We start from the raw sequence: 26,204 nt of genomic DNA on the forward strand, positions 1-26,204 counted from the left end.
TCTGGATTGGGGCGTTGCGTCCCTTCGTGCGCGTAGGGCGCATTTGAATCTTTGGAGTTTGTGATGCCACGATTTGCTGCGAATCTCTCGATGCTTTATCCGGAACTCGACTTTCTTGATCGCTTCGACGCCGCTGCGAAGGATGGTTTTCTGGCGGTCGAGTACCTGTTTCCCTATGCCTATGAGCAGCGTGAACTTGCGGCGCGGCTGTCGGCCAATGGGCTGAAGCAGGTGTTGTTCAACGGGCCGCCGGGAGATTGGGAGCGGGGGGAGCGGGGGCTGGCGTGTCTGCCGGGGCGGGAGGCGGAGTTTCGGGAGGGGATCTTGAAGGCGCTCGACTATGCGGCTGCGCTGGCTTGTCCGCGTGTTCATGTCATGGCGGGGCTGGTGCCCGGAGGGATGGAGCGCGACGCGGTGGAGCCGACTTACGTCGACAACCTTCGCTGGGCGGCGGTCGAAGCGGCCAAGGCGGGGCTCGACCTGCTGATCGAGCCGATTAACACGCGTGACATTCCGAGCTTCTTCCTGAACCGGCAGGACCATGCGCACGCAATCGTCGAAGCGGTCGGCGCGCTGAACGTGCAGGTGCAGATGGATCTCTACCACTGCCAGATCGTCGAGGGCGATGTGGCGATGAAGATTCGCAAGTACCTCCCGACGGGTCGCGTCGGCCATTTCCAGATCGCGGGCGTGCCCGACCGGAACGAGCCCGACATCGGTGAGTTGAACCATCCCTATCTCTTTGACGTCATCGACGAGGTTTCCGCGCAGTGCGGGTGGGAAGGCTGGGTCGGCTGCGAGTATCGGCCGCGGCGGGGCGCCGTGCCCGACGGCACCTCCGCTGGGCTGGGTTGGCTGCGGAGCCTCCCGCGCACTTCGCGCGCATGAAGCTCGAAGGCGTTCGCATCCCGCCGCGCCTTCGGGGCTTCGCGGCGGGCGCTGCCGATGTGTTCGACGTCACGCTGGCCGGCGCTCGCGTCGCCAGCATCGAGCCGAGCGCGCAGTCGGCGCGCGGCATGCTGCTCAGTGGCCTCGTGGACGCGCATGCCCACATCGACAAGAACTACACCGTGCGAGAGGTCGGCGCAGCGGAGGGCAATCTCTTCGCGGCCATCGGGCGCATGGCGGCGCATCGCATGCACTGGACCGCCGACGGGCTCCGTTCCCGCATGCGGCGCGCGCTGGACGAAGCCTGGCATGCCGGTACGCGCGCCTTGCGGACCCACCTGGACTGGGGCGCCGCCGAGCCTCCGATTTCGCTCGCGGTGGTCGAGGAACTGCGCGACGAATGGCGCGGGCGCATTGAACTGCAGTTCGTCGCGCTCACGCCGCTCGACCTGTTTGCCGATCAAACGGCCAGTGAGCGCGTCGCTCAGGCGGTGAAGCGTGCGGGCGGGGTGCTTGGCGCCTTCGTCTATCGCAACGATGGCATCGTGCACAAGCTGGGGCGCGTGTTCGATCTGGCGCATGAATACGGATTGGCGATCGACTTCCATGTCGATGAGGGATTGGACGTCGAGGCGACCGGGCTGCGCACCATCGCGCAGCTCGCCATTGCACGCGGACTGCACGGGCGCGTGACTTGCGGCCACGCATGTTCACTGTCCGTCCAGGACGACGCGACGGCCAACGAGACCTTGGCGCTGTGCGCGCAGGCGGGCATTCACCTCATCGCGCTGCCGACCACCAACCTGTACCTGCAGGGCGCCTGGGACCGCACGCCGGTGCAGCGCGGCATCACGCGCATCCGCGAAGCCGCGGCGCATGGGATGCGCGCGAGCCTCGCGACCGACAACGTGCAGGACGCCTTCTATCCCTACGGCGGCTACGACCTCGTCGAGACCTTCGGCCTCGGGGTGCAGATGGGTCACCTCGCGCCCGCCACTGACTGGCTTGACGCCATCACCGTCAGCCCGGCGCGGGCCCTCGGGCTGCCATGGGACGGCCGCATCGCACCGGGCTGCCCCGCAGACCTGGTGCTGCTGTCGGCCGCCGACGAATACGAACTTCTGGACCCGCGCGGACGCCGACGGACTGTCATCCGCGCAGGCCTCACCCCGGAGGACATCTGAATGAGCATGGGCAAACCGATGGCCAACTACGCAGCGGCCAAGCGCGTGGGCGACTTCGTCTTCATGAGCGGCGTGGTGGCGGTCGACCCGTCCACCCGCCGCGCTGTCGCGAGCTACGACGACATTCCCGAGTCGGCGCGCACCGCGTTGCGTGGACTGGGATATGCAACCGGCCAGATGTCGGTCGACGTGTTCGAAGCGCCCATCGTGGCGCAGAGCTGGTTCGTGCTCGAACGCATCCGCCAGATCGCTGCCGAGCACGGCGGCACGATGGACGACGTGGTGAAGCTGGTGCAGTACTTCCGCCGCCTGCCCGACTACGCGCCGTACAACCGCGTGCGGGGGCTGTTCTATCCGGGTGAACCGCCGGTGAGCACGGTGGTCGAGGTGTCGCGCTTTCTGCCGGGCGACGAGGTGCTGGTCGAGGTGGAAGCGACGATGTACCTGCCGCAGCACTGAGGGGTCACCCCGCTAGTGGAGCGGCAGTCGAAGCGTGACGCCGAGGCTGCCGAGCGGCGAAGGCGCGGCGTAGATGCGCCCACGATGGTCGCCGACGATCTGTTCGCACAGCGCGATGCTGGCCATCGATCTCGCATGGAATTCGTCGGGCCGTCGCCACTTCCGCGTGAATGCGGCATTGAAGAAATGTCCGAGGCGCGGCTCTTCGGCGGAGGGCGGCACGTCCATGAAATTGACGACCGCGTGCGTGCCGTCCACCCGGGCCAGCAAGCGCAGCGTGCTGCCGGACGGCATGATGCGGCAGGCCAGATCGACGACTTGCGCGAGTACTTCCTGCATGCCCGAACGGTCGAGCGTCACCGGCAGCGGGTGGGGCGGGAGTTTCATGTCCATCGACATGCCCGCAACCTTCAACCTCGCGCCCAGGGAGTCCGACGCCTGTTCCAGCAGGTCGCGGATATCCGTGTGTTTTCGCTGAGCCGGCGCCGGGGGTGCGACGGACTTGTCGACTGGCTCGACGGGCTTTCTCTCCGAGGGTTGCCAAAGCCTGGCAAGCGAGTTCGCAAGCGATTTCAAAGTTTTTGGCATAGCTGCTTGACGATACGTTGTGCGATTGCCTCGATCGCCATGTCGTAGGCCTTAGCAAGCTCGTCCGCGCTGTCGCTCAGATTGCCGTACCGAAATCTTGGATCGGTCGGACGGCTCCATGCGGTTTCACCACTCGCGTCGGCGCCGTAGTAGTAGAGGTCGGTCGTCAGCCAGTCCGATGCGCGCGGTTCTGCGAGAAGGGATGCCAGCACATTCATCCGGGGTTCGTACGCTTTCGACCAGCACGAGGAGCACATGCCGACTTCCGCGAACGAGACATGAAGGACGGCATCTCGCGTCGGCAAGGTTCTGTAGTCGACCGTGCGAGCGTCAATCCGCATACCCTTGGCGTGATCAAGTCGAGAGACTTCGAAGTCGGCTCTCCAAAGTTCGTCTTGAAGCGCGAAGGTCAACCTGGCGCCAAGCGCAGTCCGCACGGGTTCCATGCCTTGGCTGGAGAAATCGTCCTCGTCGTCCTGGGGACTCGGGCCCGACAGCGGGACGAGCGGCGGCGCCAGCGTGCGATTTCGGAGCCCCAGCTTTTCCGGAGGGGTGATCGGGAGCAAGGCGATCCTGTGAACTCTGGCTTTCATTTCCGTCCTTTTTGGGACCGGCTCGCGTCTCTGTCGTTGCGGACGGCATCCATTCCGCCAGTGGTTGAGCAGCTTCCTGATTCCCTCTTCCTTGGTCTCCGGTGCAGCGCAAGGGCTTGCACGCTTCGCATCTTTCGGTGAGGTCAGAAGAGGCGTCGAGCAGGGTGATGTCGACGACAAATTTCAGCGGTTATCGTTCGATGGCTGCTGGTCGCGGCGACTTTAGAAGTACCCGATTAATGGGTCAACGCGAACGATCTTGAGCGCGTGCGGGGGCGGTCTGGTCCAGCGTCCGTTATTTCTCCTCGACGGAGAAGGTCCTCGCGGCAGGTCAAACGCCTTTGCTCGATTCGATGCGCTCCTTCAGCTGCCGCACCGCCTGGGCGGATTCGGCCTCGATCCGGCGTTGCAGGCTCAAGCGGTTCAGCAATGCGAGCATCAGGTTCGGCATGCGGTAGTCGAACTCGCGGACGAAACGAGTCCCTGTCGACGTCGGCGCCAGCGAATAGCTGACGGTGCCCGCCTCGCGGCCTTCGATCGTCCCGCTGATGCGCCACAGCCGGTCCGGCTCGCGCGCCGTGACCCGCCAAAGCGCCCGCCCGCGACGACCGGCGACCTCGAAGTCCTCGGTGACCGTTTCGCCGATCTGTAGCGGATGATCCACGGCGCCGCTGACGGCGAGGGACGATGGGTGCCACTTCGGCCAATTTCCCGGCGTCGTGACGTAGGCAAAGACCGCCGGCGGAGGGCGCGCGATGTCAGCCGTCGAGACGATCCGGGTCGTGTCCGCTTCCAACGGGACGAGGAGGATGGCCACCAGCAGTGCCACCGAGACCACGGCCCAGGCCGACAGTTTCCACACGCGCTTCATGGCCGTGATACTCCGATTCCCACGGCTTGCGCTGGTGCGCCATATTCAGGCGTCGCGTCGAGGAGCAGCATGTCCATCCAGTTGAACCACACGATCGTCAAGGCCCGCGATCCGAAGGGGTCCGCGGAACTCCTGGCCGAGATTCTCGGACGCGGCGCGCCGGTCCGGTATGGCCCGTTTCACGGCGTGGAGATCGACAACGGCGTCACGCTCGATTTCATGCGAGTCGACGAACCCTTCGATTGGGCACACTACGCATTCCTCGTGAGCGAAGCCGAATTCGACGAGATCTTCGGGCGCATCCGCGAACGCGGAATTCCGTATTGGGCCGACCCCGGCCACCATCAGCCCGGCGTGATCAACCATGGCGACGGCGGCCGTGGCGTCTACTGGGACGACCCGGATGGCCACAGCCTCGAGATCCTGACCCGCCCCTATGGCAGTGGCGGCTGACCCGATAGCGTCGCCGCAGGCGCCGCACGCGTGCGACGTGCTCGTGATCGGCGCCGGGCCCGCGGGGAGCGCCTGCGCGCAGGTGCTGGCGCGCGCGGGCTTCGACGTCGTGCTCGCCGACCAGCAGGTATTCCCGCGCGACAAGGTCTGCGGCGACGGCCTGATTCCGGACGCGCACCGCGCGTTGGAGCGGCTCGGCGTGCTCGACGAAGTGCTGGCACGCGCGCGCGGCGCGACGCATGTCGGCTGCGTCGGACCGAGCGGCGGCCGGGTCGATGTGCCGGCGCATCTGGCAGTGTTGCCGCGACGCGAACTCGACGAGATCCTGCGCCGGGCGGCACTTGCGGCCGGCGTGCGCTGGCTCGCGCCGGCGCGCTTCGAGGCGCCCATGCTCGATGCCGATCAGCAAGTGGTCGGCGCGCGCCTCTCGCTGCCGGACGGTGGCGACCACAAGCCACATGTGCTGCGCGCGCCCTGGACCGTACTCGCCACTGGCGCGGCGTCCCCTCCCTTGATCGCGGCCGGCATGTGCACCCGTCGCGCGCCGAGCGGCATGGCGCTCCGGGGCTACGTTCGCAATGACGCGATGGAGGAGCGGATCACCGGCCTCGACGTGGTGTGGCACCGTGCGCTGCGACGTGGCTACGGCTGGATATTTCCGTGCGCGGGCGGTGTGTTCAACGTCGGCGTCGGGATCACCCACGGCCGGGCGGACGCCCGCGACCTCAATCTGCGCGAGCTCTTCGCCACCTTCACCCGCCTGTATGCGCCCGCCCGCGAATTGATGGTGCAGGGCGAGCCGCTCGGTGCGTTGAAGGGCGCACCGCTGCGTTGTTCGCTCGATGGCGCGCGCTGGTCGCGGCCGGGCCTGCTGGTGGCGGGCGAGGCCGCGGGCAGCACCTATCTCTTCACCGGCGAGGGCATCGGCAAGGCGCTCGAGACCGGCATGCTCGCCGCGCAAGCCATCGCCGCCGGGCGCGACCGGCAACTGGGCGATGCGCAGGTGCGTGAAGGCTACGAGGCCGGCTTGCACGCCCTGAAGCCCCGCTTCGATGGCTACGAGAAGGCCAATCGCATCAACAACCATCCCTGGCTGGCCGACCTCCTGATCTGGCGCGCGCGCCACAGCGAAAGCGTCAGGCAGCGCCTGAGCGGCGTGATCGAGGAAACGCACACGCCCGAGACGCTGGTGACGGCAACCGGCGTGCTGCGACTGCTCCTGCCGTCGGCCTGAGGCGCGACTTACCGGTGGACGATGTACCGCGTCACCACCGGCAGCGATTCACCCTGGTGAAACGCCAGGCGCCGCTCGCGCAACGCGATGTCCGCCGCCGTCGCGCGATGGAAGCGCCGCAGATGCTCGGTCCATGATTCGTCGACGATCTGCTCGATGTAGCGGCTCGGCTCCGAGATGTCGTGCAGGAGCTCCCACCCGATCGCGCCCTGGCTCAGCCGCGTGCGGCGCGTCTGGTGCATCACGATCAGGAAGGCGGCCGCGCGCGCGGGGTCGATCAGGTATTCGACGGTGATCACCACGCGACCCTCTTCGCCCGGCGCGCTTTTCGGCGGACCGGCGGCCCATCCCTGTTGGGCCGGGCTGGTGTCGTCTTCCTCGCCGGTGCCGTCGGTCACGTAGCGCAGCGCGGCCAGCATGCAGAGCGTGCCGGTCGCCGCGGCGATGCCGAGGCTGACATAGAGCGAAGTGAGTTCCGCCACCTGGCCCCAGAGGGCGGCACCGAAGGCGCTCGCGCCCATGATCGCCATCTGGTACATCGACATGCCGCGCGCACGCACCCAATCGGGCAGGGCCAGCTGGGCCGACACCGACAGCGAATTGGCGACCGTGATCCAGGCCATGCCGCCGAGGAACATCGCGGGGACCGCGACCCAGGCATTGGGCGCCACCGCCATCACCGCGGTCGCGCTCGACTGCAGCATCGTTCCACGCAGCACGAGCTGGTCGCGCACCATCGCCTGGCGCAGGCGCGGCAGGAAGAGCACCGCGACGATCGCGCCCGAACCCATCGCCGCCAGCAGCAGCGTGAAGGTGCCGGCCCCGCCGCCGCGCAGGTTGCGCGCCAGCAGCGGCAGGAGCGCCAGCAGCGCGGTGGAGTGCAGGAAGAAGAGCGCCACGCGCGTGAGCACCGCGCGCATGCGCTGCGACTGCCGCACGAACTGCACGCCGACGCGCATGGCGCTGATCAGCTTTTCGCGCCCCAGCGGATTTGGCGTGTGCTCGCGCCGCCAGCGCAGCACGACGAAGCCCGAGGCCACGCACATCACCGCGTTGAGGCCGAACACCCACACCGTGCCGGCGCTCGCGATCAGCGTGCCGGCCAGCAGCGGGCCGATGATGCGCGAGGCGTTCATTGCGATGCCGTTGAGCCCGAGGGCCGCCGGCAGGTGCGTGCGCGGCACCAGTTCGGGGACGATGGCCGAGAACACCGGCCAGCGCATCGCCAGGCCGATGCCGTTGGCGAAGGTGAGGCCGAGCAGCAGCGGCGCGCTCATCACGTCCATCACGACGGCGACGCACAGCACGATCGCCGTGCCGGCCAGCCAGAACTGGGTGGCGACCAGCCAGCGGCGCCGGTCGAGGATGTCGGCCAGTGCGCCGCTGGGCAGCCCCAGCAGGAACACCGGCAGCGTCGAGGCCGACTGCACCAGCGCGACCCAGATCGGCGAGGTGGTGAGCGAGGTCATCATCCACGCCGCGGCCACGTCGTTCATCCACATGCAGATGTTGGCGATCAGCCAGGTGCTCCACAGCATGCGGAACACGGGAAGCCTGAGCGGTTCGAGGGGCCCGACGCGCGAGGGCTGCACGCGAGGAGCGGTGGGCGTTTCCAGGGGCGAAATCGGTGGCATCGACGCCTATTGTCGGCGCGTCGTCGGCGCCGCCAGGTGCTCGAGCGGCAAGGCGTGGCTCGCCTTGACCTCGCCGAGCGAGAAACTGGTGTGCAGGTCCTTCACGTTCGGCAGGTTGAGCAGGTGCTGCAGCGCGAAGCGCGAGAAGCCGTCGAGGTCCTGCGCTACCACCTGTAGTTCGAAGGTGCCGGTACCGCTGATGTAGTGGCAGGCGACCACTTCCGGCAGCTTGCGGATCGCGTCCTCGAGCTTGCGCGTGACGTCGCCGGTGACGCGCTCGGTGTCCACGCGCACGAAGGCAAGCACGCCCAGCCCGATCTTCCGGCGGTCAATCTCGGCGTGATAGCCCTTGATATAGCCGGACTCCTCGAGCGCCCGAACGCGGCGCCAGCAGGGCGCGGCAGACAGGCCCACGCGCAGCGCAAGCTCGGCATTGGTGAGTCGGCCGTCGGCCTGCAGTTCTTGCAGGATGGCGAGGTCGAACTTGTCAATGCTTTCCATTTCGACGGATTTTAAGCAAGATCCTTTCAAAACGACCCGCCAGATGGGCAAAGAACGCAAACACCTGTCGAGACAGCAGGCATACACTTTGCGTCATGATGGCCAAGGGGACTCCGACCCGGAGGCCTCGCAAAGCCACAGCCCACAAGGCTCAGCCCACCTGGAGACAGCACGATGAATGCACCCCTGCCCGAGCACATCCGCAAGGCCCTGGAAACGGTCACGCTCGACGACAAGTACTCACTGGACTACGGCCGCGCCTTCATGAGCGGCGTCCAGGCGCTGGTCAAGCTGCCCATGCTGCAGCGCCTTCGCGACCAGCAGCAGGGCAAGAACACGGCGGGCTTCATCAGCGGCTATCGCGGCTCTCCGCTTGGCGGCTACGACCAGGCGCTGTGGAAGGCCAGCAAGTTCCTCAAGGAACAGAACATCGTCTTCCAGCCGGGCGTGAACGAGGAACTCGCCGCGACCGCGCTCTGGGGCACCCAGCAACTCGGCTTCTCGCCGGCGGGCACCAACAAGTTCGACGGCGTCTTCGGCATCTGGTACGGCAAGGGGCCGGGCGTCGACCGCTGCTCCGACGTCTTCAAGCACGCGAACATGGCGGGCACCACGCCCTGGGGCGGCGTGATCGCGGTGGCCGGCGACGACCATATTTCCAAGAGCTCTACCGCGGCGCACCAGAGCGACCACATCTTCAAGGCCTGCGGTACACCGGTGTTCTTCCCGGCCAACGTGCAGGAAATCCTCGACCTCGGCATCCACGCCTTCGCGATGAGCCGCTTCGCCGGTATCTGGTCGGGCATGAAGACGATCCAGGAGATCGTCGAATCCAGCGCCACCGCGATGATCGACCCGGAGCGCGTCGAGATCGTGATGCCCACCGATTTCCAGATGCCGCCCGGGGGCCTGCACATCCGCTGGCCCGACCATGCGCTGGAGCAGGAAGCGCGGCTGATGCACTACAAGTGGTACGCCGCGCTCGCGTACATCCGCGCGAACCGGCTCAACCACAACGTGATCGAGGGGCCGAACGACCGCTTCGGCATCATGGCCAGCGGCAAGGCCTTCAACGACACGCGCCAGGCGCTGATCGACCTGGGCCTGGACGATGCGGCCTGCCGCCAGCTCGGCATTCGCCTGCATAAGGTGGCCGTGGTCTGGCCGCTCGAAGCGCAGCTCACGCGTGCCTTCGCCGCCGGCCTGCAGGAAATCCTGGTGGTCGAGGAAAAGCGCCAGGTCATCGAATACCAGCTCAAGGAAGAGCTCTACAACTGGCGCCCCGACGTCCGCCCCAACGTGGTCGGCAAGTTCGACGAGGGCGAGGTGCACCAGGCCGAGGGCTACTCGGGCGGTGAATGGTCGATGCCCAATCCGACCTCGCACACCCTGCTGCGCGCCAACGCGGACCTGAATCCGGCGCTGATCGCCAAGGCGATCGCGCAGCGCCTGAAAAAGACCGGCATCCTGGCTGCCGCGGGCGCCGACATGGCGGCGCGCATTGACGCGCAACTCGCCATCCTCGAGGCCAAGGAACGCGCCATGGCGGCGCCGCAAGCCACCGGCGTGTCGGACGCGGGCCGCCAGCCGTGGTTCTGCTCGGGCTGTCCGCACAACACTAGCACCGTCGTGCCCGAAGGCTCGCGCGCGATGGGCGGCATCGGCTGCCACTTCATGGCGACCTGGATGGACCGCTCCACCATCGGCTTCACGCAGATGGGCGGCGAGGGCGTGCCGTGGGTGGGCCAGCAGCCCTTCACGACCGACCAGCACATCTTTGCCAACCTGGGCGACGGCACCTACTTCCACAGCGGCCTGCTGGCGATCCGCCAGAGCATCGCGGCCGGCGTGAACATCACCTACAAGATCCTCTATAACGACGCGGTCGCGATGACCGGCGGCCAGCAGGTCGGCGAGCGTCCCGAGGGCCATTCGGTGCTGCAGATCGCCGAAAGCCTGCATGCCGAAGGTGCGGTGAAGGTGGTCGTCGTCACCGACGAGCCCGAGAAGTACGAAGGCGTGAACGTACCCGGCGAGAACGTCAAGGTGCGCCACCGCGACGAGCTTGACGAGATCCAGCGCGAGTTCCGCGAGATCAAGGGCACCACGGCCATCATCTACGACCAGACCTGTGCGACCGAGAAGCGCCGCCGCCGCAAGCGGGGCACGGCCGTGGATCCCGCCAAGCGCGTGGTCATCAACGAACTGGTGTGCGAAGGCTGCGGCGATTGCAGCGTGCAGAGCAACTGCCTCTCGGTCGAACCGCTGGAGACCGAGTTCGGCCGCAAGCGCACCATCAACCAGAGCACCTGCAACAAGGACATGAGCTGTCTCAAGGGTTTCTGCCCGAGCTTCGTGACCGTCGAAGGCAGCCAGCTCAAGAAGAAGTCGAAGGGCAAGGGCGCCACCCCGGCGGAGCTGGGGGTGCTCACCGAGCCGGCGCTGCCTTCGCTCGCGGGCGGCAACGTCTGGGGCGTCGTGGTCGCCGGTGTGGGCGGGACGGGCGTCATCACCATCGGGCAGTTGCTCGGCATGGCGGCGCACATCGAAGGCAAGGGCATCGTCACGCAGGATGCCGCAGGCCTGGCCCAGAAGGGCGGCGCGACCTGGAGCCACGTGCTGATCGGCGACACGCAGGACGACATCCGCACGACGCGCGTCGGCACGGCTGCGGCCGATCTGATCCTGGCTTGCGATCCGCTCGTCAGCGTCAACGCCGAGACGATGGCGCGCATGCGCGAAGGCCGCACGCACGTGGCGCTCAACAGCCACAGCAGCCCGACGGCTTCCTTCGTGCGCAACGCGAACTGGCAGAACCCGCAGGACGCCTGCGCCACGGAGATCGCACGCGCGGTCGGCACCGATGCCGTCGGCGCCTTCGATGCCGATGCCGCGGCGACCTCGCTGATGGGCGATTCGATCTACGTCAACCCCATGATCCTGGGCTATGCGTGGCAGAAGGGCTGGATCCCGCTCGAGCATGCCTCGCTGATGCGCGCGATCGAACTGAACGCGGTCGCCATCGACAACAACAAGGCGGCCTTCGAATGGGGCCGCCAGGCGGCCCAGCGGCCCGGCGACTTCCAGAAGCGCGTCCAGCCCGGCCAGATCATCGAGTTCAAGAAGCGCGACACGGTCGAAGGCCTGGTGGCGCGTCGAGTCGAGTTCCTGACCGGGTACCAGAACGCCGCCTACGCCGACGAGTACAAGGCCTTCGTCGCCAAGGTGCAGAAGGCGGAGTCGGCACTGGGCAAGACCAGCCTGACCGAGGCCGTCGCGCGCTATCTCTTTAAGCTGATGGCGTACAAGGACGAGTACGAAGTGGCGCGCCTGCACACCGACCGGAGCTTCCTCGAACGGATCGAGGGCATGTTCGAGGGGGAAATGGGCAAGGACTACAAGGTCAACTACCACCTCGCCCCGCCGATCATCGCCAGGAAGAACGCCAAGGGCGAACTGCAGAAGCAGAAGTTCGGCCCGGCAATGCTGACCGGCTTCAAGGTGCTCGCCCGGCTCAAGGGCCTGCGCGGCACGGCGCTGGACATCTTCGGCCGTACCGACGAGCGCAAGACCGAGCGCGCCCTGATCGGCGAATACCGCGCGAGCATCGACGAAGTGCTGGCCGGCCTCAATGCCGCCAACCATGCGACGGCGCTGGAAATCGCGAGCCTTCCGGAGCAGATCCGCGGGTATGGGCACGTGAAGGAGCGAAATCTGGCTGCGGCACGGGTGCGCTGGGCGGACCTCATGGCCAAGTGGCGCAGTCCCCAAGCGACCCGCGCGGCAGCCTGACCTTGCTCCCCCCAGGCTTGCTCACTTCGTGTAGCCGCCTACCCCCTGCCGGGGGCAACACCGGCGGCCCGGCAAAGCCGGTTCCGCGGTGTTTCATCGACGGGCTGGGCTGCGCCGGCCATTGGCTCACGCCTGATATCACCTCGCTCCGGGGGCGTTGACGACCCGACGTGGAGTGCGGGAAACCTGGAGGCGGGCATGTTTCCGCCGAATACAATGCCCGGTGCTGTGCGCGGCCAAGGCACGCGCTGCGCTGCGGCTCTTGAACCGCGGCGGATCCGCGGGCCCTCTTGAATTCGAGGCCGGCACTCTTATTACTTCCTCTCTGCTGGAGACTCCCTTGTTCATTTCCTCTGCTTACGCCCAGACCGCGCCCGCTGCTGCCGGAGGCGGCGACATGATGTCCTCGCTCGGCAGCATGCTCCCGCTCGTGCTGATGTTCGTGGTGCTGTATTTCGTGATGATCCGCCCGCAGATGAAGCGCCAGAAGGAAGCCCGCGCGATGATCGAAGCCCTCGCCAAGGGTGACGAAGTCGCGACCGCCGGCGGCGTGCTCGGCAAGATCACCCAGATCGGCGAACAGTACCTGACCATCGAAATCGCCAAGGGCGTCGAAGTCCAGATCCAACGCAGCGCGGTAGTCCAAGTACTCCCCAAAGGCGCCATCAAGTAATGCCGCCCGCAGCCTGCACACCAAAGCAGCCTGCGAGCCAACCCCCGGCCCGGCCCCGCCGGCCCGCTCAATGAACAGCGATCTTTTCCCCCATCAGCCGCGCGCAGCGCGCTGCGCCCCAGAGCTGTCGTGGAACCGGCTCAGCCGGTCCACCGACAGCGCCCCCGGTAGGGGGAAGGCGAAGCGACACGCAGTGCGTGCAGCCTGGGGGGGAGCCAATATATGAACCGATATCCGGTTTGGAAGTACGCGATCATCGTGGTCGTGTTGCTCGTGGGGCTGATCTACGCCCTGCCCAATTTCTTTGGCGAGGCGCCTGCCGTGCAGGTGTCGTCGGCCAAGTCGACCGTCAAGGTCGACGCGAGTACGCAGGCCCGTGTCGCCGAGGCCCTCAAGGCCGCCGACCTGACGCCCGACCTGCTGACCCTCGACGCCACTTCGGTGCGCGCGCGCTTCACCAATACCGATGACCAACTCAAGGCGCGTGACGTCCTGCAGCACGCATTGGTGCCGGATCCGAGCGACCCGCCCTATGTGGTGGCGCTCAACCTGCTGTCGCGTTCTCCCTCCTGGCTGACGGCGCTCCACGCCTTCCCGATGTACCTGGGGCTCGACCTGCGCGGCGGCGTGGACTTCCTGCTGCAGGTCGACATGAAGGGGGCCATCGACAAGAAGGCCGAATCCTTCGCGAGCGACCTTCGCACCGGCCTGCGCGACAAGGGTGTGCGCGGCAGTGCGGTCAACCGCAACGGCCAGGTCATCGAAATGCGCTTCCGCGATGCGGCCGGCGTGACCGCCGCCAAGGCCCTGCTCCAGGACCAGTTCGCGGACCTCTCCGCGGTCGAGAGCCAGGAAGGCAGCGACTACAAGCTCACCGTCTCGATCCGGCCCGAGGCGGCGCGGCGGCTGCAGGACGCGGCGCTCAAGCAGAACATCACGACGCTCCACAACCGCATCAACGAACTCGGCGTGGCCGAACCGGTGATCCAGCAGCAGGGATTGGACCGCATCGTGGTGCAGTTGCCCGGCGTGCAGGACACCGCCAAGGCCAAGGACATCCTCGGCCGCACCGCGACGCTCGAAATGCGCCTGGTCGACGAAAGCGCCGAGGCGCGTGCCGCCGAACAGGGCGCGGGGCCGGTGCCCTTCGGCTCCGAGAAATTCCTCGACCGGCAGGGCCGCCCGGTGATCGTCAAGAAGCAGGTGCTGGTGACGGGCGAGAACCTCACCGACGCGCAACCCGGCTTCGATTCGCAGACCCAGCAGCCCAAGGTCGACTTGACCATGGACTCCAAGGGTGGCCGCATCATGCGCGACGTCAGCCGCGAGAACATGCACAAGCGCATGGCGATGCTGATCTTCGAGAAGGGCAAGGGCGAGGTGCTCACCGCCCCATCGATCAATGGCGAGCTGGGCAACCGCTTCCAGATCTCGGGTTCGATGAACGTCGTCGAGGCCAACGACCTCGCGCTGCTGCTGCGCGCCGGCTCGCTGGCTGCGCCGATGGAGATCATCCAGGAACGCACGATCGGCCCGAGCCTCGGTGCCGACAACATCAAGAAGGGCTTCGACAGCGTGATGTACGGCTTCGCCGCGATCATGGTGTTCATGTGCATCTACTACGCGCTCTTCGGCCTGTTCTCGTCGATCGCCCTGGCGGTCAACCTGCTGCTGCTGGTGGCGATCCTGTCGATGCTGCAGGCCACCCTCACGCTGCCGGGCATCGCGGCGATGGCGCTCGCGATCGGTGTGGCCATCGACTCCAACGTGCTGATCAACGAGCGCATCCGCGAGGAGCTCCGCGGCGGGGCCTCGCCGCAGGCGGCCATCCATGCCGGCTACGACCGCGCCTGGGGCACGATCCTCGACTCCAACGTCACCACGCTGATCGCGGGCATCGCGCTGCTCGCCTTCGGCTCGGGTCCGATCCGCGGCTTCGCGGTGGTGCACTGCATCGGCATCGTCACCTCGATGTTCTCGGCGGTGTTCTTCTCGCGCGGCCTGGTGAACTTCTGGTACGGAAGCAAGAAGAAGCTCAAGACCGTGTCGATCGGCACCGTCTGGAGGCCATCCACCCAGACCGCGATCGACGCGAAATAAGGGACAAGAAAAATGGAGTTCTTCCGAATCCACAGGACGATCCCGTTCATGCGCCACGCGCTGGTGCTGAACGCGATCTCGGTCGTCACTTTCCTGCTGGCCGTGTTCTTCCTGTTCCATCGCGGGCTGCACCTGTCGGTGGAGTTCACGGGCGGCACGGTGATGGAGGTCGCCTACAAGCAGTCGGTCGACATCGGCAAGGTGCGCGAGACCATCGCCGGGCTCGGCTACCAGGACGTGCAGGTGCAGAACTTCGGCACCTCGCGCGACGTGCAGATCCGCCTGCCCGTACAGAAGGGCCAGACCTCCGCCCAGCAGAGCCAGCAGGTGATGACGGCGCTCCAGGCGGTCGACCCGTCGGCGACGTTGCGCGGCAACGAGTTCGTCGGGCCGCAGGTCGGCGAGGAGCTCACCACCAATGGCCTGAAGGCGCTGGGCATGGTGGTGGTCGGCATCATGATCTACCTGGCCTTCCGCTTCGAATGGAAGTTCGCGTTGGCCACGGTGCTGGCCAACCTGCATGACGTGGTCATCATCCTGGGCTTCTTCGCCTTCTTCCAGTGGGAGTTCTCGCTGGCGGTGCTGGCGGCGGTGCTGGCGGTGCTGGGCTACTCGGTCAACGAGTCGGTCGTTATCTTCGACCGGGTTCGCGAGAACTTTCGGCGCTATCGCAAGATGACCACCCGCGAAGTCATCGACAACGCGATCACCTCGACCATCAGCCGGACCATCATCACGCACGGCTCGACCCAGCTCGTGGTGCTGTCGATGTTCTTCTTCGGCGGGCCGACCCTGCATTACTTCGCGCTCGCACTGACCATCGGCATCCTGTTCGGCATCTACTCGTCGGCCTTCGTGGCGGCCGCGATCGCGATGTGGCTGGGCGTCAAGCGCGAGGACCTGGTCAAGGGGCCGGTCAAGCGCGAGGGCGATCCGGACGATCCGAACGCCGGCGCCACGGTGTGAACCTGGCCCCCACGCTCCGTCACTTCGTGTACTCGCTGCCCCCCGAGGGGGCCGCAGGCCGCCTTGGGGCGGCCCGGCGCCGGCCTGGGCCCCCCTTCGCCTCCTACGCCGCGATTGGTGGCGTAGGCGTCGGGCTGGCCCGGGGCTTGCGTTGGGCGTCGGCATCAGTGTTGGGGTTGCCGAGCATTGCCGGCTCTTGTGCGGTTACGCTTCCCGATGCAAGCTCGTGCCTGTCGACCCGATTTAAATTGCCGACCTGACCATCCATGCCCACGCGGTCCCATGCCTCATCCCTTCAACTCTCCCGCGAGACGCGCGAGCGCTTCGTCGCCGCCACCGAGGGGGTGATCGCGCCGGTCGCCAATGCGATCCGCGAAAGGCTGGTCGCGCTGGCCGCGCAGACCGGCAACGCCCGGGACATGCAGGAGAACCGCGACGGCTTCCTGGCATTCCAGGCCCAGGGCGGCAACTGGGTGCAGCTTTCGCAGAACGCGTGGCGAAAGGCGCTGGCCAACAGCACGACGGGCGGAACCCCATCGAATTCGCTCTCTCGCCTCGAACTGATTGGCGACGAAGTCGTGGAAACGAGCATCCTGTCGTCGCGTCTGGCCCAGGCGATCCAGGACAAGGCCTCCTTCGAACTCAACGACCTGCGGCTGCGCATCCAGCATCTGGAAGGGACGAACGAGCTCGAAGCCAAGGACATCCTCAAGCCCGAGGCGCTTGCCAAGGTGCTGGTCGACCAGTGGCTCGCGACCGGCCTGAGCCGCGCCCTCTGGACCAAGGTCCAGGACCAGGTGCAGATCCACATGGTCGACGCGGTCGTCAAGGCCTACAAGGACGCCAACGCCTTCCTGGTCTCCAAGGACGTGATGCCGGAGATCGACCTGAAGAGCTTCGTCCGGCGGACGGGCTCCGCCAATTCCGGCAATGCGGCGCTCGGCGGAAGTTTTGCGGGCAGCCATGCCGGCGGCAGCAGCTCGGCCATGGGCATGACGGTCCAGCAGCCGGCCATGCGGGGTGGCTTCGGCGCGCCCGCGGGCAGTTTCGCGCCAGCGGCCATCGGTGTCGGCGTGGGACGCGGCGCCACGGGTGGGGCCTCCTATGGCGGTGGTGACACCATGGTTGCCACCGGCGGGTCGCCCCTGCTGATGGCGCGGCAGCGCGCGCAGGGGGTGCTGCTGAATCTCAAGCGCTTCGTGAGCGCGCGCATCGGCGGGGATATCACCCAGCGTCGCCCGTCCGCGCCCGGCGAAATGGTGGAAGGCGGCGGAGCCGTCGGAGGCGGAGGCGCGGGCGGAGGTGGCGGTGTAGTCGGCGGCTCACCCGCATTCGTGGCGGCCATCGCGGACGCGGAGGCGGCCTATCAGGTCGCCGCTTCGCAGTATGTGGTCGGCGACGAAGCGACCGCGATCCACAACGCGTCGGCCGAACTGCGCCGCCGCACCAGCGAACTCAAGAAGAAGGCGCCGACCACGGCGGACAAGGCGACCGTCGAGATCGTGGCGCTGATGTTCCAGGCCATCCTGGCCGAGGAGCGCATTCCCTTTTCCGCGCGCGTCTGGTTCGCGCGGCTCCAGATGCCTGTCCTGCGCGTGGCCATCGCGGAGCCGGAATTCTTCGGGACCCTGCAGCATCCAGCGCGCATGCTGATCGATCGCATGGGCTCTTGCGTGATGGGCTTCGATGCCGCCGCCATCTCGGGCAGCGCGCTGGAAGGCGAGATCCGCCGCGTCGTGCAGGTGATCGAGCAATATCCCGAGACCGGCCAGCGCGTCTTCAAGCTGGTGTTCGACGAATTCGTCGTCTTCCTGAACAAATACCTCACGCAGAGCGACACCACCCAGCGGGTGATGAGCGTGGCGCAGCAGGTCGAGCAGAAGGAGACGATGGCGATCCAGTACACCATCGAGTTGCGCAAGATGCTCAACGACATGCCGGTGCGCGAGGAGATCCGCGAATTCCTGTTCAAGGTCTGGGCCGAAGTCCTGGCGATCGCCGCCCTGCGCTACGGCCCCCAGGACGAGCAGACGGTCACGCTGAAGCGCTCCGCCTCCGACCTCGTCTGGGCCGCCAGCGCCAAGCCGAACCGCAACGACCGCACCCGCGTGATCCAGGATCTTCCCAAGCTGCTCCAGCGCCTCCGCCAGGGCATGACGCTGCTCGGCATCGTGGGCGATCCGCAGGAGGCGCACATCAAGACGATCGGCGCGACGCTGTCGGACGCCTTCATGTCGAAGACCGAGGCCATCCCGCCCGCCAAGATCGAAGCCATGGCCAAGCGCCTGGCCAACCTCGAGGACTTCGTGTCCGACGAAGGCGCGACCGACCTGCCCCTTGACGCCGCGAGCATCGAACTACTGCTCGGGGTCGACGCCGCGTCGATCGAAGTCGTGCCCGACACCGGCACCAAGGTCAGCGAAGACATGCTCGCCTGGGCCCACGAGCTGCAGGTCGGCACATGGTTCATGCTCGACCACAACGACCGCGTCAGCCAGGTCCAGTTCGTCTGGCGCAGCGATCGGAAGCAACTCCACCTGTTCGCATCCAGCGACGGCCGCAGCTTCCTGATCCAGGTCGGCAGACTGGCGTCCTACCTGCAAGCGGGTCTGCTAGTACCCGCCGAAGAAGAAACGCTGACGGTCCGCGCCACCCGCGAAGCCTTGGCAAAACTAGACGCCAACCCAGAGCGCCTCCTGAACTGACTTTGGCCGGCGCAGCCAGGCCCCTTGGTGAAACACCGCGGAACCGGCTCCCCGGGCCGCCGGTGTTGCCCCCGGTAGGGGGTAGGCGAAGCGACACGAAGTGCGCGCAGCCTGGGGGCGAGCAGCTAGTGCGCTACCCGGGTAGAGGTGTCGTCGCAGAGCTCGTCCAGGACCAAGGCATCGGGCTCTACCCCGGTGCTCCAGTGGACCATCAGCACGATGATCTTGAGCTCGTCGAGGGCCAGCGGGTCGCCCGGCGTCGCCATCGCACGCTCGATCACGATCTCGCGCATGCCGGCCGGCAGGACGCCGGAGGATTCGAGGAAGCTGATGAAGCCGAGGCACTCCGCGCCGATGTGCTCCTGCTCGGCGCCCGAATAGACGCGCATCGAGCCGGGTGACTGCGCGATCACCGCGGTGTCCGGGCTGCGCGCGCTCACTGTGGCGGAGACGCCGTCGGCGTGCCGGGTGAGTTGCACGCCCTGGGTCGCGAGGCTCAGGCCGTCGAGCCAGTGCAACGCGTCGCGGATTTCCTCCGCATCGAAGCCCTGCGCGCTGAGCTTGCGGCCCAGTTGTTCGGGTTCGGGGCACGCGTCGCCGCGCCAGTAGTTTTCGTAGACAAACACGAGCACTTCGAACATGGAGCCAATATAGCCCACCCGACGCGCCGCGTCGCGTCCTGCGAGTTGCGCGCACACGACGCCCCGTGGTTTGCCCGATGGTCAGCCGAGCGCGACGCGCTGGAACAACCCGCCCGGCAGGCGCGCGACGCTCCCGGCCAGCTCGAGTTCGAGCAGTTGCACCTGCAGGTCGGCGGCGCTGTAGCCGGTGCGGGCGCAGAGCACGTCGAGACTCACCGGGTCGAAGCCCAGTTCGCGCAGCAACGGGGATTCGTTCGCTGGATCGGCCTGCGGGCCAGGCGCGCCGCCCACACGCGGCAACGCGTTGTCGAAGCGGAGCTCTTCGAGCACGTCCTGCACCGACTCGACCAGCTTCGCTCCCTGGCGAATCAGTGCGTGGCAGCCACGTGATTGCGGCGAATGGATCGACCCTGGAATCGCAAACACTTCCCGGCCCTGCTCGACGGCGAGCCTCGCGGTGATGAGCGAGCCGGATTTGAGCGCGGCTTCCACGACCAGCGTGCCACCGGCCAGCCCCGCGATGATGCGATTGCGCTTCGGGAAATTCTGGTTGAGCGGCGGCGTGCCCAGCGCGTACTCGCTGACGATCAAGCCCCCGGCCGCGATGCGATGCGCAAGCTCACGGTGCCGGGCCGGATAGACCCGGTCCAGCCCTGTGCCCACCACCGCCACCGTCGCAAGCCGGTGGCTGGCTTCGGCTGCTTCCAGCGCACCTTCGTGGGCCGCACCATCGATGCCGAGTGCCAGGCCCGACACCACCGTGATGCCTTCTTCGCCGAAGGCCCTCGCAAAGGCCCGTGCGTTTTCTGCGCCTTGCGATGTCGGATTGCGGCTGCCGACCATGGCGATGCTGCGATCGAGCTGCGTCAGGTCGAACTCCGGCGCGCCGAGCAGGTAGAGCATCAGCGGCGGATCCGCCGTCTCGAGCAGCGATGCCGGATAGGCCGCATCGGCCAGGGTCAGGATGCGTCGTGTGGCGCCTTGACTGTCGATGCGCTGCAGCCACTGGAGCGTCTCGTCGATAAGCGCGGGCAGTTCCACCGGCTCCCGAAGCAGCGCCTGCACCTGCACCTCCGTCGCGACCTGTCGCAGCGCGTCCGGCGTCTGCCGGAAGATGTCGGAAGGCAAGCCGAACGCCGCGAGCAGCTTGCGGCCCGCGGTGTTGCCGATACCCGGCGTCAGCGAAAGGCGCAGCCAGCCTGCGAGTTCTTCACGCTCCACGCGAAAGCGAAGCGACCGTCATGGGTTGACCAGCAGGTCGCCGGGCTTCGGCGCGTCGCTGATCTCGAGCACCAATGCGTAGGAGGCCTTCTCGAACGGGCGGAACACCATCAGCAGGCCGATGCGCTCGTTCGGCAGCTTCACCACCTGCTTGCCGTCGTAGTTCGGGTTGGACGCCCGGTCGACGACGGTTTCGCCATTCTTCAGGATGGCGAGCACGTGGCCGGCCTCGATGCCGTCGCGCGTGCCCTTGTTGATCACGACGACCTGGTTCTGCGTCACGAACTGCACTGCATTGCCGTACACCGAGACGATGCGTCCGTTGATGACCTGTTCGGGCGCGCGCGGCGCGTAGCTCATCAACTGGCGTTGCGGCTCCGGCAGCAGGCGGTCTCCGGCACGCATTTCCTCGCGGGCCGCAATGATGTCGATGGTCGCCGGGACGACGTTCATCACTTCCTTGCCCTCGACCAGCTGGCCTTCGATCGATTGGCTGCGCTTGAGCTGGGCCCTGCCGAGGTACGCTGCTTCGTAGCCGAGGAGTTCGCCGGTGGCCGGGTCGGTCAGCGGCGTCGCATTGCGGAAGATGCGGAAAGTCTGGATCGGGCCGGCCGTCTCGATCAGTTGCGAATTGGCGTCGCCCAGTGCATAGGCACGGTCGCCGCGGGCCAGGAGCACGCGGCTGTCGTTGCCGGCCACGATGTGCGGCGCGCTCGCGAGCGTGTTGTCGTCGATGATGATCGGCTCGCTCAGGAAAGGCTCGATCAGGCTCGGATTGAGCGTCGGCAGCGCCATGCCCGACAGCGATTCGTAGCGCGTGCGAGGCGACAGCTTGACGGTGCCCTCGGGCCCGCCGGAGCCGCGGCGCGTGCTCAGTCGAGCGCGGCCCCCGGTCTTGTCGAGATAGAGCACCTGGCCCGGATAGATCCGGTGCGGGTTCGAGATCTCGCCGATGTTCATGCCCCACAGCTCGGGCCAGCGCCACGGGCTGCGCAGGTAGAGCCGCGAAATGGCCCACAGCGTGTCGCCGGGCTTCACCGTGTATTCGTCAGGTGCGTTCGGCGCGAGTTCGCTCACCGGGATGCCTGCCTGCGCCGTCTGCTGCGCCGTCGCGCGCTGCTGCGGCGTGACGGGATAGTTCTGCGCTAGAGCTGCCGTGCCACCCATGCTCGCCATGGCGATCGCCGTCAGCGTTGCGAAGAAGCTCGGACGCAGACCAGTGTTGATACGGAGTTTGTTCATGGTTTATGGTGTGGCACGCGCTGCGCCGGGCAGCTTGTACGAATCCTCACAATTTGCTACGAATTTTGCGCTGAAGCCCTTGATTGGGCAACGTATATGACCTCGGAGCGCCTCGGCGCGTCGCGGAAATGGCGAAAATAGCGACAACTTTTCCTCGCTTTCATGGCCAAACGAACCATTTTGAGTTACCCCGACGCGCGACTGCATACGGTCGCGAAGCCAGTGCAGGGTGTGGATGCTCGCATCAAGACGCTGGTCGCCGACATGCTGGAGACCATGTACGACGCCAACGGCATCGGCCTCGCGGCGACGCAGGTCGATGTGCATGAGCGCCTGGTGGTCATCGACGTCTCCGAGGATCGTGACACGCCGGTCGTGCTCATCAATCCCGAGATCGTCTGGGCCAGTGATGAAAAGGTTCTCAACGAAGAGGGCTGCCTTTCGGTGCCCGGCATTTACGACGGCGTCGAGCGCTCGACGGCGGTCCGCGTGACCGCACTCGATCTCGACGGTGAACCGCGGACGATCGAGGCCGAGGGCCTCCTGGCCGTCTGCATCCAGCACGAGCTGGACCATTTGCTCGGCAAGGTGTTCGTCGAGTACCTTTCTCCGCTCAAGCGCAATCGCATCAAGAGCAAGTTGCTCAAGCAGCAGCGCGAAGACCAGAAACTCGAACAACGAGAAGGAAGACGCTGATGTTCAGATACCTGGGGCCACTGGTGTTGGCTGCGGTCCTTGCGGGCTGCGTCAGCGAGCCAACCCGGTTGCCGCTGGGCACCGACCGGGCAACGGCCCTGGAGCGACTGGGCAAGCCGACTAGCACCTACACGCTGCCCAACGGCGGCGAGCGTCTGCAGTATTCGCGGGCGCCCTCGGGTTTCGCGGTGACCAACATCGATGTCGACGCGAGCGGAAAAGTCTTTTCGATCCGGCAGGAACTCTTCGAAGGCCTGTTCGACAGCACCATCAAGCCCGGCGAGTGGCGCACCGAGGATGTGCTGCGCACCTACGGTCGCCCCTTCGAGATCTCGCGTGTGACTTCCTTCGACGGCGAAGTCTGGGCCTGGCACTTCAAGTCGCTCAACAACCGCCGGCTGCTCTACATCTATATCGATCCGACAGGGGTCGTCGACCACTATCACACCGCGGACGAGCTGTTCCGCGACACTGAAATGGGTCGGTGAGCGGCACATGAGGTTGGTTTTTGCGGGCACGCCCGAGTTCGCCGGCGTGGCGCTGGAAGCGATCGCTGGTGCCGGCTTCGACGTGGTGCTGGTACTGACGCAGCCGGACAGGCCGGCAGGGCGCGGCATGAAGCTGCAGGCCTCGCCCGTCAAGCAGTTCGCCGTGGGCCGCGGCTGGCCCGTCGCGCAGCCGCGCAGCCTGCGGCTCGACGGCAAGTACCCCGAAGACGCCGCCGCCGCGCGCACCGCCCTTGCCGAGGCGAAGGCCGACGTGATGGTCGTTGCGGCCTACGGGCTGATCCTCCCCCAATGGGTGCTCGACGCACCACGCCTCGGCTGCCTCAACATCCACGCAAGCCTGCTGCCGCGCTGGCGCGGCGCGGCGCCCATCCATCGCGCGATCGAGGCCGGCGATGCGGAGACCGGCGTGACCATCATGCAGATGGATGCCGGCCTCGATACCGGCGACATGCTGCTGCGCGAATCGCTGCCGATCGGCGACGACACCACGGCACGCCTGCACGACCGGCTGGCCGCACTGGGCGGACGGATGATCGTCGAGGCGCTGCGGCAGGCCGACGCCGGGATCCTGCACGCAGAACCCCAGCCCGCCGAGGGCGTGACCTACGCCCACAAAGTCGAGAAAAACGAGGCGCAGGTCGATTGGACGCAGGATGCCGCGACGATCGTGCGACGCATCCGCGCCTTCGACCCCTTCCCTGGCGCCAGCAGCGCGCTCGATGGCGAGACCGTCAAGCTCTGGGCCGCAGAGGCTCAGGCAAACTCGACGGCCCAACCGCCTGGCACGGTGGTAGCAGTCGCGCCTTCCGGCATCGCGGTGGCCGCAAAGGATTCGAACGTCACCCTCACAGAACTGCAACGCGCGGGCGGCAAGCGCCTGCGGGTCGCCGACTTCCTGCGCGGCTTCGACGTGAAGCCCGGCCAGGTTTTCGGCTGATGTTTCTTTCCTCCTCGATCCGGCGTCAGCCGGAGTTCGGCGAAGGCGTGCGCGACATGTCGTCCGTCGCCGTGGGCATCGGCGCCTGGGGCTTGATGACCGGCGTGGCGATGCTCAAGTCGGGCATGAGCGTCTTCGAATCCATCGCGATGACCTTGCTGGTCTACGCCGGCAGTTCGCAACTCGCGGCCATCCCGCTGCTGATCGCGGGCGCGCCGGCCTGGGTCGTGCTCGCGACGGGTTTCTGCGTCAACCTGCGCTTCGTCGTCTTCAGCCTTCACCTGCGCCCCTACCTCATGTACATGCCGCGCTGGCGCCGCATGACGCACGGCTACCTCACGGCGGACATGAGCTATGCGCTCTTCACGCGGAAGTACGCGCAGCCGCCGGTGACGGACGCGGAGAAGCGGGCGCAGGAGGCCTATCTCACGGGCAACTACTTCGTGACCTGGTGCGCGTGGATGGGCATGAGCCTGCTCGGCATCGTGCTCGCGAACATGATCCCCCAGAGCTGGGGACTGGGCTTTGCCGGCGTGCTGAGCCTCGTCGCGATCGTGTGCTCCATGGCGACCACGCGCCTGCGTCTGCTGGCGGCCCTGATCGCCGGGGTCACTGCCGTGGCAGCCTACGCATTGCCGCTCAAGCTCAACATCGTGGCCGGCATCGGCGTGGCCGTGCTGTTGTGCTTCTGGCTCGAGAAGCAGTTCGGGCTCGATCCCGATGCGGAGGACGACAAATGATCCGCGGCGGCGAAACCGATCTTTGGACGCTGGCAGTGATCGTCGGCCTGGCCTGCATCACCGTGCTCACGCGCTGCTTCTTCTTCATCCTCGACCGGCCCTGGGGCCTGCCCGAGTGGGCGCACAGGGCCTTGCACTACGCACCGGTCGCCGCGCTGGCGGCGGTGATCATTCCCGAGATCGTCATGACCCAGGGCCACCTGATCTCGACCTTGAAGGACGCCCGGCTCTACGGCGCGGCAGCCGGCGCCGCGTATTTCTTCTGGCGGCGCGGCGTGCTGGGGACGATGCTGGCGGGCATGGCGGTCTATCTGCCGTTGCACCTGGGACTGGGCTGGTAGTCAGTCCAGTTGCACCCCGGCCGTCTTGATGATCTGCCCCCACCGCTCGCTCTCCGCCCGCGACAGCTTGTAGAAATCCTGCGGCGTCCCGGGCAGCGCCTCGAAGCCGAACTCCGAGAACAGCTTCACCACCTTCGGCGCCTGCATGGCCTTTTTCAGTTCGCTGTTGATGCGGTTCACGGCTTCAGGCGGCATCCCGGCCGGCCCGATGAGCCCATGGAAGGCGTAGGCATTGACGTCCTTGTAGCCGAGTTCCGCAAAGGTCGGCACATCGGGCAGCGCGCTCGCCCGTTGCGGCAATGCAATCGCGAGTACCCGCACCTTGCCCGACTTGATGATCGGCAGCCCGGACGCGAGGTCCAGCATCATGGTCGGCACCTGCCCGCCCATGATGTCGGTCATCGCCGGCGCGGCGCCCTTGTAGGGCACATGCTGGATGCTGATGCCGGCCTTCTGCTTGAAGAGTTCCATCGCCATGTGATGCGGCGAGCCGTTGCCGGGCGAGGCGTAGCTCACGGTGTCCGGATGGGCCTTCACGTAGCTCACGAATTCCGCGACCGTCTTGGCCGGGAAGTCTGGATGCACCACGAGCGCGACGGGGAAGCGGCCGATGGTGCCGATGTAGGTGAAGTCGCTCGCCGGCTTGTAAGGAAGCTTGGCGAACATGTGCTCGTTGAAAAGCAGCGCCGCGTTCTCGGCCTGCATGATCGTGTAGCCATCGGGCTTGGCCTGCATCAGCACCGAGACGCCGATGTTGGTCGAGGCGCCGGGCCGGTTGTCGATGACGATCGGCTGGCCGAGCGATGGCTGCATGGCATCGGCGAGCGCGCGCGCGAGGTTGTCGGTTCCGCCGCCTGCCACGTAGGGGACGATCCACCGCACGGGCTGGCTGGGGTACGCGGTCTGCGCAGGCGCATGACTGGCCGCCGCGAGCGTGAGGCCGGCGGCGATCAGTTGCAGGAATCGTTTCATCGTTTGTCTCCGGGGTTGAAGGAAATCTGGAATCAGCCGCGCAGGGTCTGCCACAGCTCGCGGTCGCGGTCCGCCGTCCACACGACGGGGTGCTCGATGCCGCGCAGTTCGTCATAGGCGCGCGACACGTCGAAAGGCAGCACGTGCTTGCGGATTCAACCGGTCGATGCAACACACTGATGACTGCCGTTGGCAGAAGGAGTGTTGCAGATGGCTTACCGGACGCGAACCTACTACACAGACAGCCAGAAGGCACTGATGTGG

24 protein-coding genes and 1 pseudogene are annotated in these 26,204 nt (G+C 66.7%); 15 read left to right on the forward strand and 10 right to left on the reverse strand.

Going from position 1 to position 26,204, the window contains the following annotated elements:
• Positions 1-63: 63 nt before the first annotated feature.
• Genes otnI through ACSFBL_RS19020 form a run of 3 tightly spaced genes read left to right on the forward strand, consistent with a single transcriptional unit; the run spans position 64 to position 2,531 of the window.
• Positions 64-888 (forward strand): 2-oxo-tetronate isomerase, encoded by an 825-nt coding sequence (gene otnI, locus ACSFBL_RS19010; RefSeq protein WP_435517385.1) that lies wholly within the window; start codon positions 64-66, stop codon positions 886-888.
• A complete protein-coding gene (locus ACSFBL_RS19015; protein ID WP_435517347.1) occupies positions 885-2,072 on the forward strand; it encodes an amidohydrolase family protein in 1,188 nt (395 codons plus the stop codon). The genes otnI and ACSFBL_RS19015 overlap by 4 nt, the downstream gene beginning before the upstream one ends.
• The gene (locus ACSFBL_RS19020) at positions 2,073-2,531 is read left to right on the forward strand and encodes a RidA family protein (RefSeq protein WP_435517348.1); all 459 of its coding nucleotides are present in this window, start codon (positions 2,073-2,075) and stop codon (positions 2,529-2,531) included.
• A 12-nt stretch (positions 2,532-2,543) separates the two neighbouring features.
• Here ACSFBL_RS19020 and ACSFBL_RS19025 read toward each other — a convergent pair whose 3' ends face one another.
• The 3 genes from ACSFBL_RS19025 to ACSFBL_RS19035 form a co-directional block, all read right to left on the reverse strand.
• Positions 2,544-2,918: an ATP-binding protein gene (locus ACSFBL_RS19025; protein WP_435517349.1), complete on the reverse strand. Its 375-nt coding sequence runs from the start codon at positions 2,916-2,918 to the stop codon at positions 2,544-2,546.
• A 185-nt stretch (positions 2,919-3,103) separates the two neighbouring features.
• Entirely contained in the window at positions 3,104-3,712 is a 609-nt protein-coding gene (locus ACSFBL_RS19030; protein WP_435517350.1) for a hypothetical protein, read from the reverse strand.
• Between the two features lie 331 nt (positions 3,713-4,043).
• Positions 4,044-4,529, reverse strand: a complete 486-nt coding sequence (locus ACSFBL_RS19035; protein WP_435517351.1) for an SRPBCC family protein — start codon at positions 4,527-4,529, stop codon at positions 4,044-4,046.
• Between the two features lie 123 nt (positions 4,530-4,652).
• On the opposite strand from ACSFBL_RS19035, the gene ACSFBL_RS19040 reads away from it, so the two are divergent.
• Complete coding sequence (locus ACSFBL_RS19040; protein WP_435517352.1) at positions 4,653-5,036, forward strand: VOC family protein; 384 nt, start codon at positions 4,653-4,655, stop codon at positions 5,034-5,036.
• Positions 5,020-6,270 (forward strand): NAD(P)/FAD-dependent oxidoreductase, encoded by a 1,251-nt coding sequence (locus ACSFBL_RS19045; protein WP_435517353.1) that lies wholly within the window; start codon positions 5,020-5,022, stop codon positions 6,268-6,270. The genes ACSFBL_RS19040 and ACSFBL_RS19045 overlap by 17 nt, the downstream gene beginning before the upstream one ends.
• An 8-nt stretch (positions 6,271-6,278) precedes the next feature.
• Here the strand turns inward: ACSFBL_RS19045 and ACSFBL_RS19050 are convergent, their stop codons facing one another.
• Positions 6,279-7,904 carry an MFS transporter gene (locus ACSFBL_RS19050; protein WP_435517354.1) on the reverse strand — a complete coding sequence of 542 codons (1,626 nt, stop codon included), beginning with the start codon at positions 7,902-7,904 and terminating at the stop codon, positions 6,279-6,281.
• A gap of 6 nt (positions 7,905-7,910) precedes the next feature.
• Complete coding sequence (locus ACSFBL_RS19055; RefSeq protein ID WP_435517355.1) at positions 7,911-8,405, reverse strand: Lrp/AsnC family transcriptional regulator; 495 nt, start codon at positions 8,403-8,405, stop codon at positions 7,911-7,913.
• 174 nt (positions 8,406-8,579) lie between these two features.
• Here ACSFBL_RS19055 and ACSFBL_RS19060 point away from each other — a divergent pair, with 174 nt between their 5' ends.
• The 5 genes from ACSFBL_RS19060 (at position 8,580) to ACSFBL_RS19080 (ending at position 18,641) form a co-directional block, all read left to right on the forward strand.
• Complete coding sequence (locus ACSFBL_RS19060; RefSeq protein ID WP_435517356.1) at positions 8,580-12,197, forward strand: indolepyruvate ferredoxin oxidoreductase family protein; 3,618 nt, start codon at positions 8,580-8,582, stop codon at positions 12,195-12,197.
• A gap of 340 nt (positions 12,198-12,537) precedes the next feature.
• Entirely contained in the window at positions 12,538-12,870 is a 333-nt protein-coding gene (gene yajC, locus ACSFBL_RS19065; RefSeq protein WP_435517357.1) for a preprotein translocase subunit YajC, read from the forward strand.
• A gap of 222 nt (positions 12,871-13,092) precedes the next feature.
• Positions 13,093-14,970, forward strand: a complete 1,878-nt coding sequence (gene secD, locus ACSFBL_RS19070; protein WP_435517358.1) for a protein translocase subunit SecD — start codon at positions 13,093-13,095, stop codon at positions 14,968-14,970.
• A gap of 12 nt (positions 14,971-14,982) precedes the next feature.
• Positions 14,983-15,936, forward strand: a complete 954-nt coding sequence (gene secF / locus ACSFBL_RS19075; protein WP_435517359.1) for a protein translocase subunit SecF — start codon at positions 14,983-14,985, stop codon at positions 15,934-15,936.
• Positions 15,937-16,202: 266 nt separating this feature from the next.
• Positions 16,203-18,641, forward strand: a complete 2,439-nt coding sequence (locus ACSFBL_RS19080; RefSeq protein ID WP_435517360.1) for a DUF1631 family protein — start codon at positions 16,203-16,205, stop codon at positions 18,639-18,641.
• Positions 18,642-18,766: 125 nt separating this feature from the next.
• On the opposite strand, the gene ACSFBL_RS19085 is transcribed toward ACSFBL_RS19080, so the two are convergent.
• The 3 genes from ACSFBL_RS19085 to ACSFBL_RS19095 all read right to left on the reverse strand — a co-directional run bounded on the left by ACSFBL_RS19085 (position 18,767) and on the right by ACSFBL_RS19095 (position 21,745).
• Entirely contained in the window at positions 18,767-19,282 is a 516-nt protein-coding gene (locus ACSFBL_RS19085) for a Smg family protein (protein ID WP_435517361.1), read from the reverse strand.
• Between the two features lie 81 nt (positions 19,283-19,363).
• Positions 19,364-20,503: a DNA-processing protein DprA gene (gene dprA / locus ACSFBL_RS19090; protein WP_435517362.1), complete on the reverse strand. Its 1,140-nt coding sequence runs from the start codon at positions 20,501-20,503 to the stop codon at positions 19,364-19,366.
• 18 nt (positions 20,504-20,521) lie between these two features.
• Complete coding sequence (locus ACSFBL_RS19095) at positions 20,522-21,745, reverse strand: LysM peptidoglycan-binding domain-containing protein (RefSeq protein WP_435517363.1); 1,224 nt, start codon at positions 21,743-21,745, stop codon at positions 20,522-20,524.
• Positions 21,746-21,907: 162 nt separating this feature from the next.
• Here ACSFBL_RS19095 and def point away from each other — a divergent pair, with 162 nt between their 5' ends.
• Genes def through ACSFBL_RS19120 form a run of 5 tightly spaced genes read left to right on the forward strand, consistent with a single transcriptional unit; the run spans position 21,908 to position 24,968 of the window.
• Complete coding sequence (def, locus tag ACSFBL_RS19100; protein ID WP_435517364.1) at positions 21,908-22,441, forward strand: peptide deformylase; 534 nt, start codon at positions 21,908-21,910, stop codon at positions 22,439-22,441.
• The gene (locus tag ACSFBL_RS19105) at positions 22,441-22,929 is read left to right on the forward strand and encodes a hypothetical protein (RefSeq protein WP_435517365.1); all 489 of its coding nucleotides are present in this window, start codon (positions 22,441-22,443) and stop codon (positions 22,927-22,929) included. The genes def and ACSFBL_RS19105 overlap by 1 nt, the downstream gene beginning before the upstream one ends.
• Positions 22,930-22,936: 7 nt before the next feature.
• Positions 22,937-23,887 (forward strand): methionyl-tRNA formyltransferase, encoded by a 951-nt coding sequence (fmt, locus tag ACSFBL_RS19110; RefSeq protein ID WP_435517366.1) that lies wholly within the window; start codon positions 22,937-22,939, stop codon positions 23,885-23,887.
• Positions 23,887-24,627 (forward strand): AzlC family ABC transporter permease, encoded by a 741-nt coding sequence (locus tag ACSFBL_RS19115; protein ID WP_435517367.1) that lies wholly within the window; start codon positions 23,887-23,889, stop codon positions 24,625-24,627. Before fmt ends, ACSFBL_RS19115 begins: the two co-directional genes overlap by 1 nt.
• On the forward strand, positions 24,624-24,968 hold the full coding sequence (locus tag ACSFBL_RS19120; protein WP_435517368.1) for an AzlD domain-containing protein: 345 nt from the start codon (positions 24,624-24,626) through the stop codon (positions 24,966-24,968). Before ACSFBL_RS19115 ends, ACSFBL_RS19120 begins: the two co-directional genes overlap by 4 nt.
• Here ACSFBL_RS19120 and ACSFBL_RS19125 read toward each other — a convergent pair whose 3' ends face one another.
• Together ACSFBL_RS19125 and ACSFBL_RS19130 are read right to left on the reverse strand one after the other, a co-directional pair.
• Positions 24,969-25,940 (reverse strand): Bug family tripartite tricarboxylate transporter substrate binding protein, encoded by a 972-nt coding sequence (locus tag ACSFBL_RS19125; protein ID WP_435517369.1) that lies wholly within the window; start codon positions 25,938-25,940, stop codon positions 24,969-24,971.
• A gap of 32 nt (positions 25,941-25,972) precedes the next feature.
• A pseudogene (locus tag ACSFBL_RS19130) lies at positions 25,973-26,089 on the reverse strand (MBL fold metallo-hydrolase); the annotation flags it as partial.
• Between the last annotated feature and the right edge of the window lie 115 nt (positions 26,090-26,204).

Source organism: Variovorax glacialis (assembly GCF_051216375.1).
Taxonomy (GTDB): domain Bacteria; phylum Pseudomonadota; class Gammaproteobacteria; order Burkholderiales; family Burkholderiaceae_C; genus Variovorax.

Coding starts and splice junctions, on each gene's coding strand:
- ACSFBL_RS19015 (WP_435517347.1), top strand. CDS start 885: ATGAAGCTCGAAGGCGTTCGCATCCCGCCGCGCCTTCGGGGCTTCGCG.
- ACSFBL_RS19055 (WP_435517355.1), bottom strand. CDS start 8,405: ATGGAAAGCATTGACAAGTTCGACCTCGCCATCCTGCAAGAACTGCAG.
- fmt (WP_435517366.1), top strand. CDS start 22,937: ATGAGGTTGGTTTTTGCGGGCACGCCCGAGTTCGCCGGCGTGGCGCTG.
- otnI (WP_435517385.1), top strand. CDS start 64: ATGCCACGATTTGCTGCGAATCTCTCGATGCTTTATCCGGAACTCGAC.
- ACSFBL_RS19060 (WP_435517356.1), top strand. CDS start 8,580: ATGAATGCACCCCTGCCCGAGCACATCCGCAAGGCCCTGGAAACGGTC.
- ACSFBL_RS19050 (WP_435517354.1), bottom strand. CDS start 7,904: ATGCCACCGATTTCGCCCCTGGAAACGCCCACCGCTCCTCGCGTGCAG.
- ACSFBL_RS19085 (WP_435517361.1), bottom strand. CDS start 19,282: ATGTTCGAAGTGCTCGTGTTTGTCTACGAAAACTACTGGCGCGGCGAC.
- ACSFBL_RS19120 (WP_435517368.1), top strand. CDS start 24,624: ATGATCCGCGGCGGCGAAACCGATCTTTGGACGCTGGCAGTGATCGTC.
- ACSFBL_RS19020 (WP_435517348.1), top strand. CDS start 2,073: ATGAGCATGGGCAAACCGATGGCCAACTACGCAGCGGCCAAGCGCGTG.
- secF (WP_435517359.1), top strand. CDS start 14,983: ATGGAGTTCTTCCGAATCCACAGGACGATCCCGTTCATGCGCCACGCG.
- secD (WP_435517358.1), top strand. CDS start 13,093: ATGAACCGATATCCGGTTTGGAAGTACGCGATCATCGTGGTCGTGTTG.
- ACSFBL_RS19095 (WP_435517363.1), bottom strand. CDS start 21,745: ATGAACAAACTCCGTATCAACACTGGTCTGCGTCCGAGCTTCTTCGCA.
- def (WP_435517364.1), top strand. CDS start 21,908: ATGGCCAAACGAACCATTTTGAGTTACCCCGACGCGCGACTGCATACG.
- ACSFBL_RS19105 (WP_435517365.1), top strand. CDS start 22,441: ATGTTCAGATACCTGGGGCCACTGGTGTTGGCTGCGGTCCTTGCGGGC.
- ACSFBL_RS19080 (WP_435517360.1), top strand. CDS start 16,203: ATGCCCACGCGGTCCCATGCCTCATCCCTTCAACTCTCCCGCGAGACG.
- ACSFBL_RS19040 (WP_435517352.1), top strand. CDS start 4,653: ATGTCCATCCAGTTGAACCACACGATCGTCAAGGCCCGCGATCCGAAG.
- ACSFBL_RS19025 (WP_435517349.1), bottom strand. CDS start 2,918: ATGAAACTCCCGCCCCACCCGCTGCCGGTGACGCTCGACCGTTCGGGC.
- ACSFBL_RS19045 (WP_435517353.1), top strand. CDS start 5,020: ATGGCAGTGGCGGCTGACCCGATAGCGTCGCCGCAGGCGCCGCACGCG.
- ACSFBL_RS19115 (WP_435517367.1), top strand. CDS start 23,887: ATGTTTCTTTCCTCCTCGATCCGGCGTCAGCCGGAGTTCGGCGAAGGC.
- ACSFBL_RS19030 (WP_435517350.1), bottom strand. CDS start 3,712: ATGAAAGCCAGAGTTCACAGGATCGCCTTGCTCCCGATCACCCCTCCG.
- ACSFBL_RS19125 (WP_435517369.1), bottom strand. CDS start 25,940: ATGAAACGATTCCTGCAACTGATCGCCGCCGGCCTCACGCTCGCGGCG.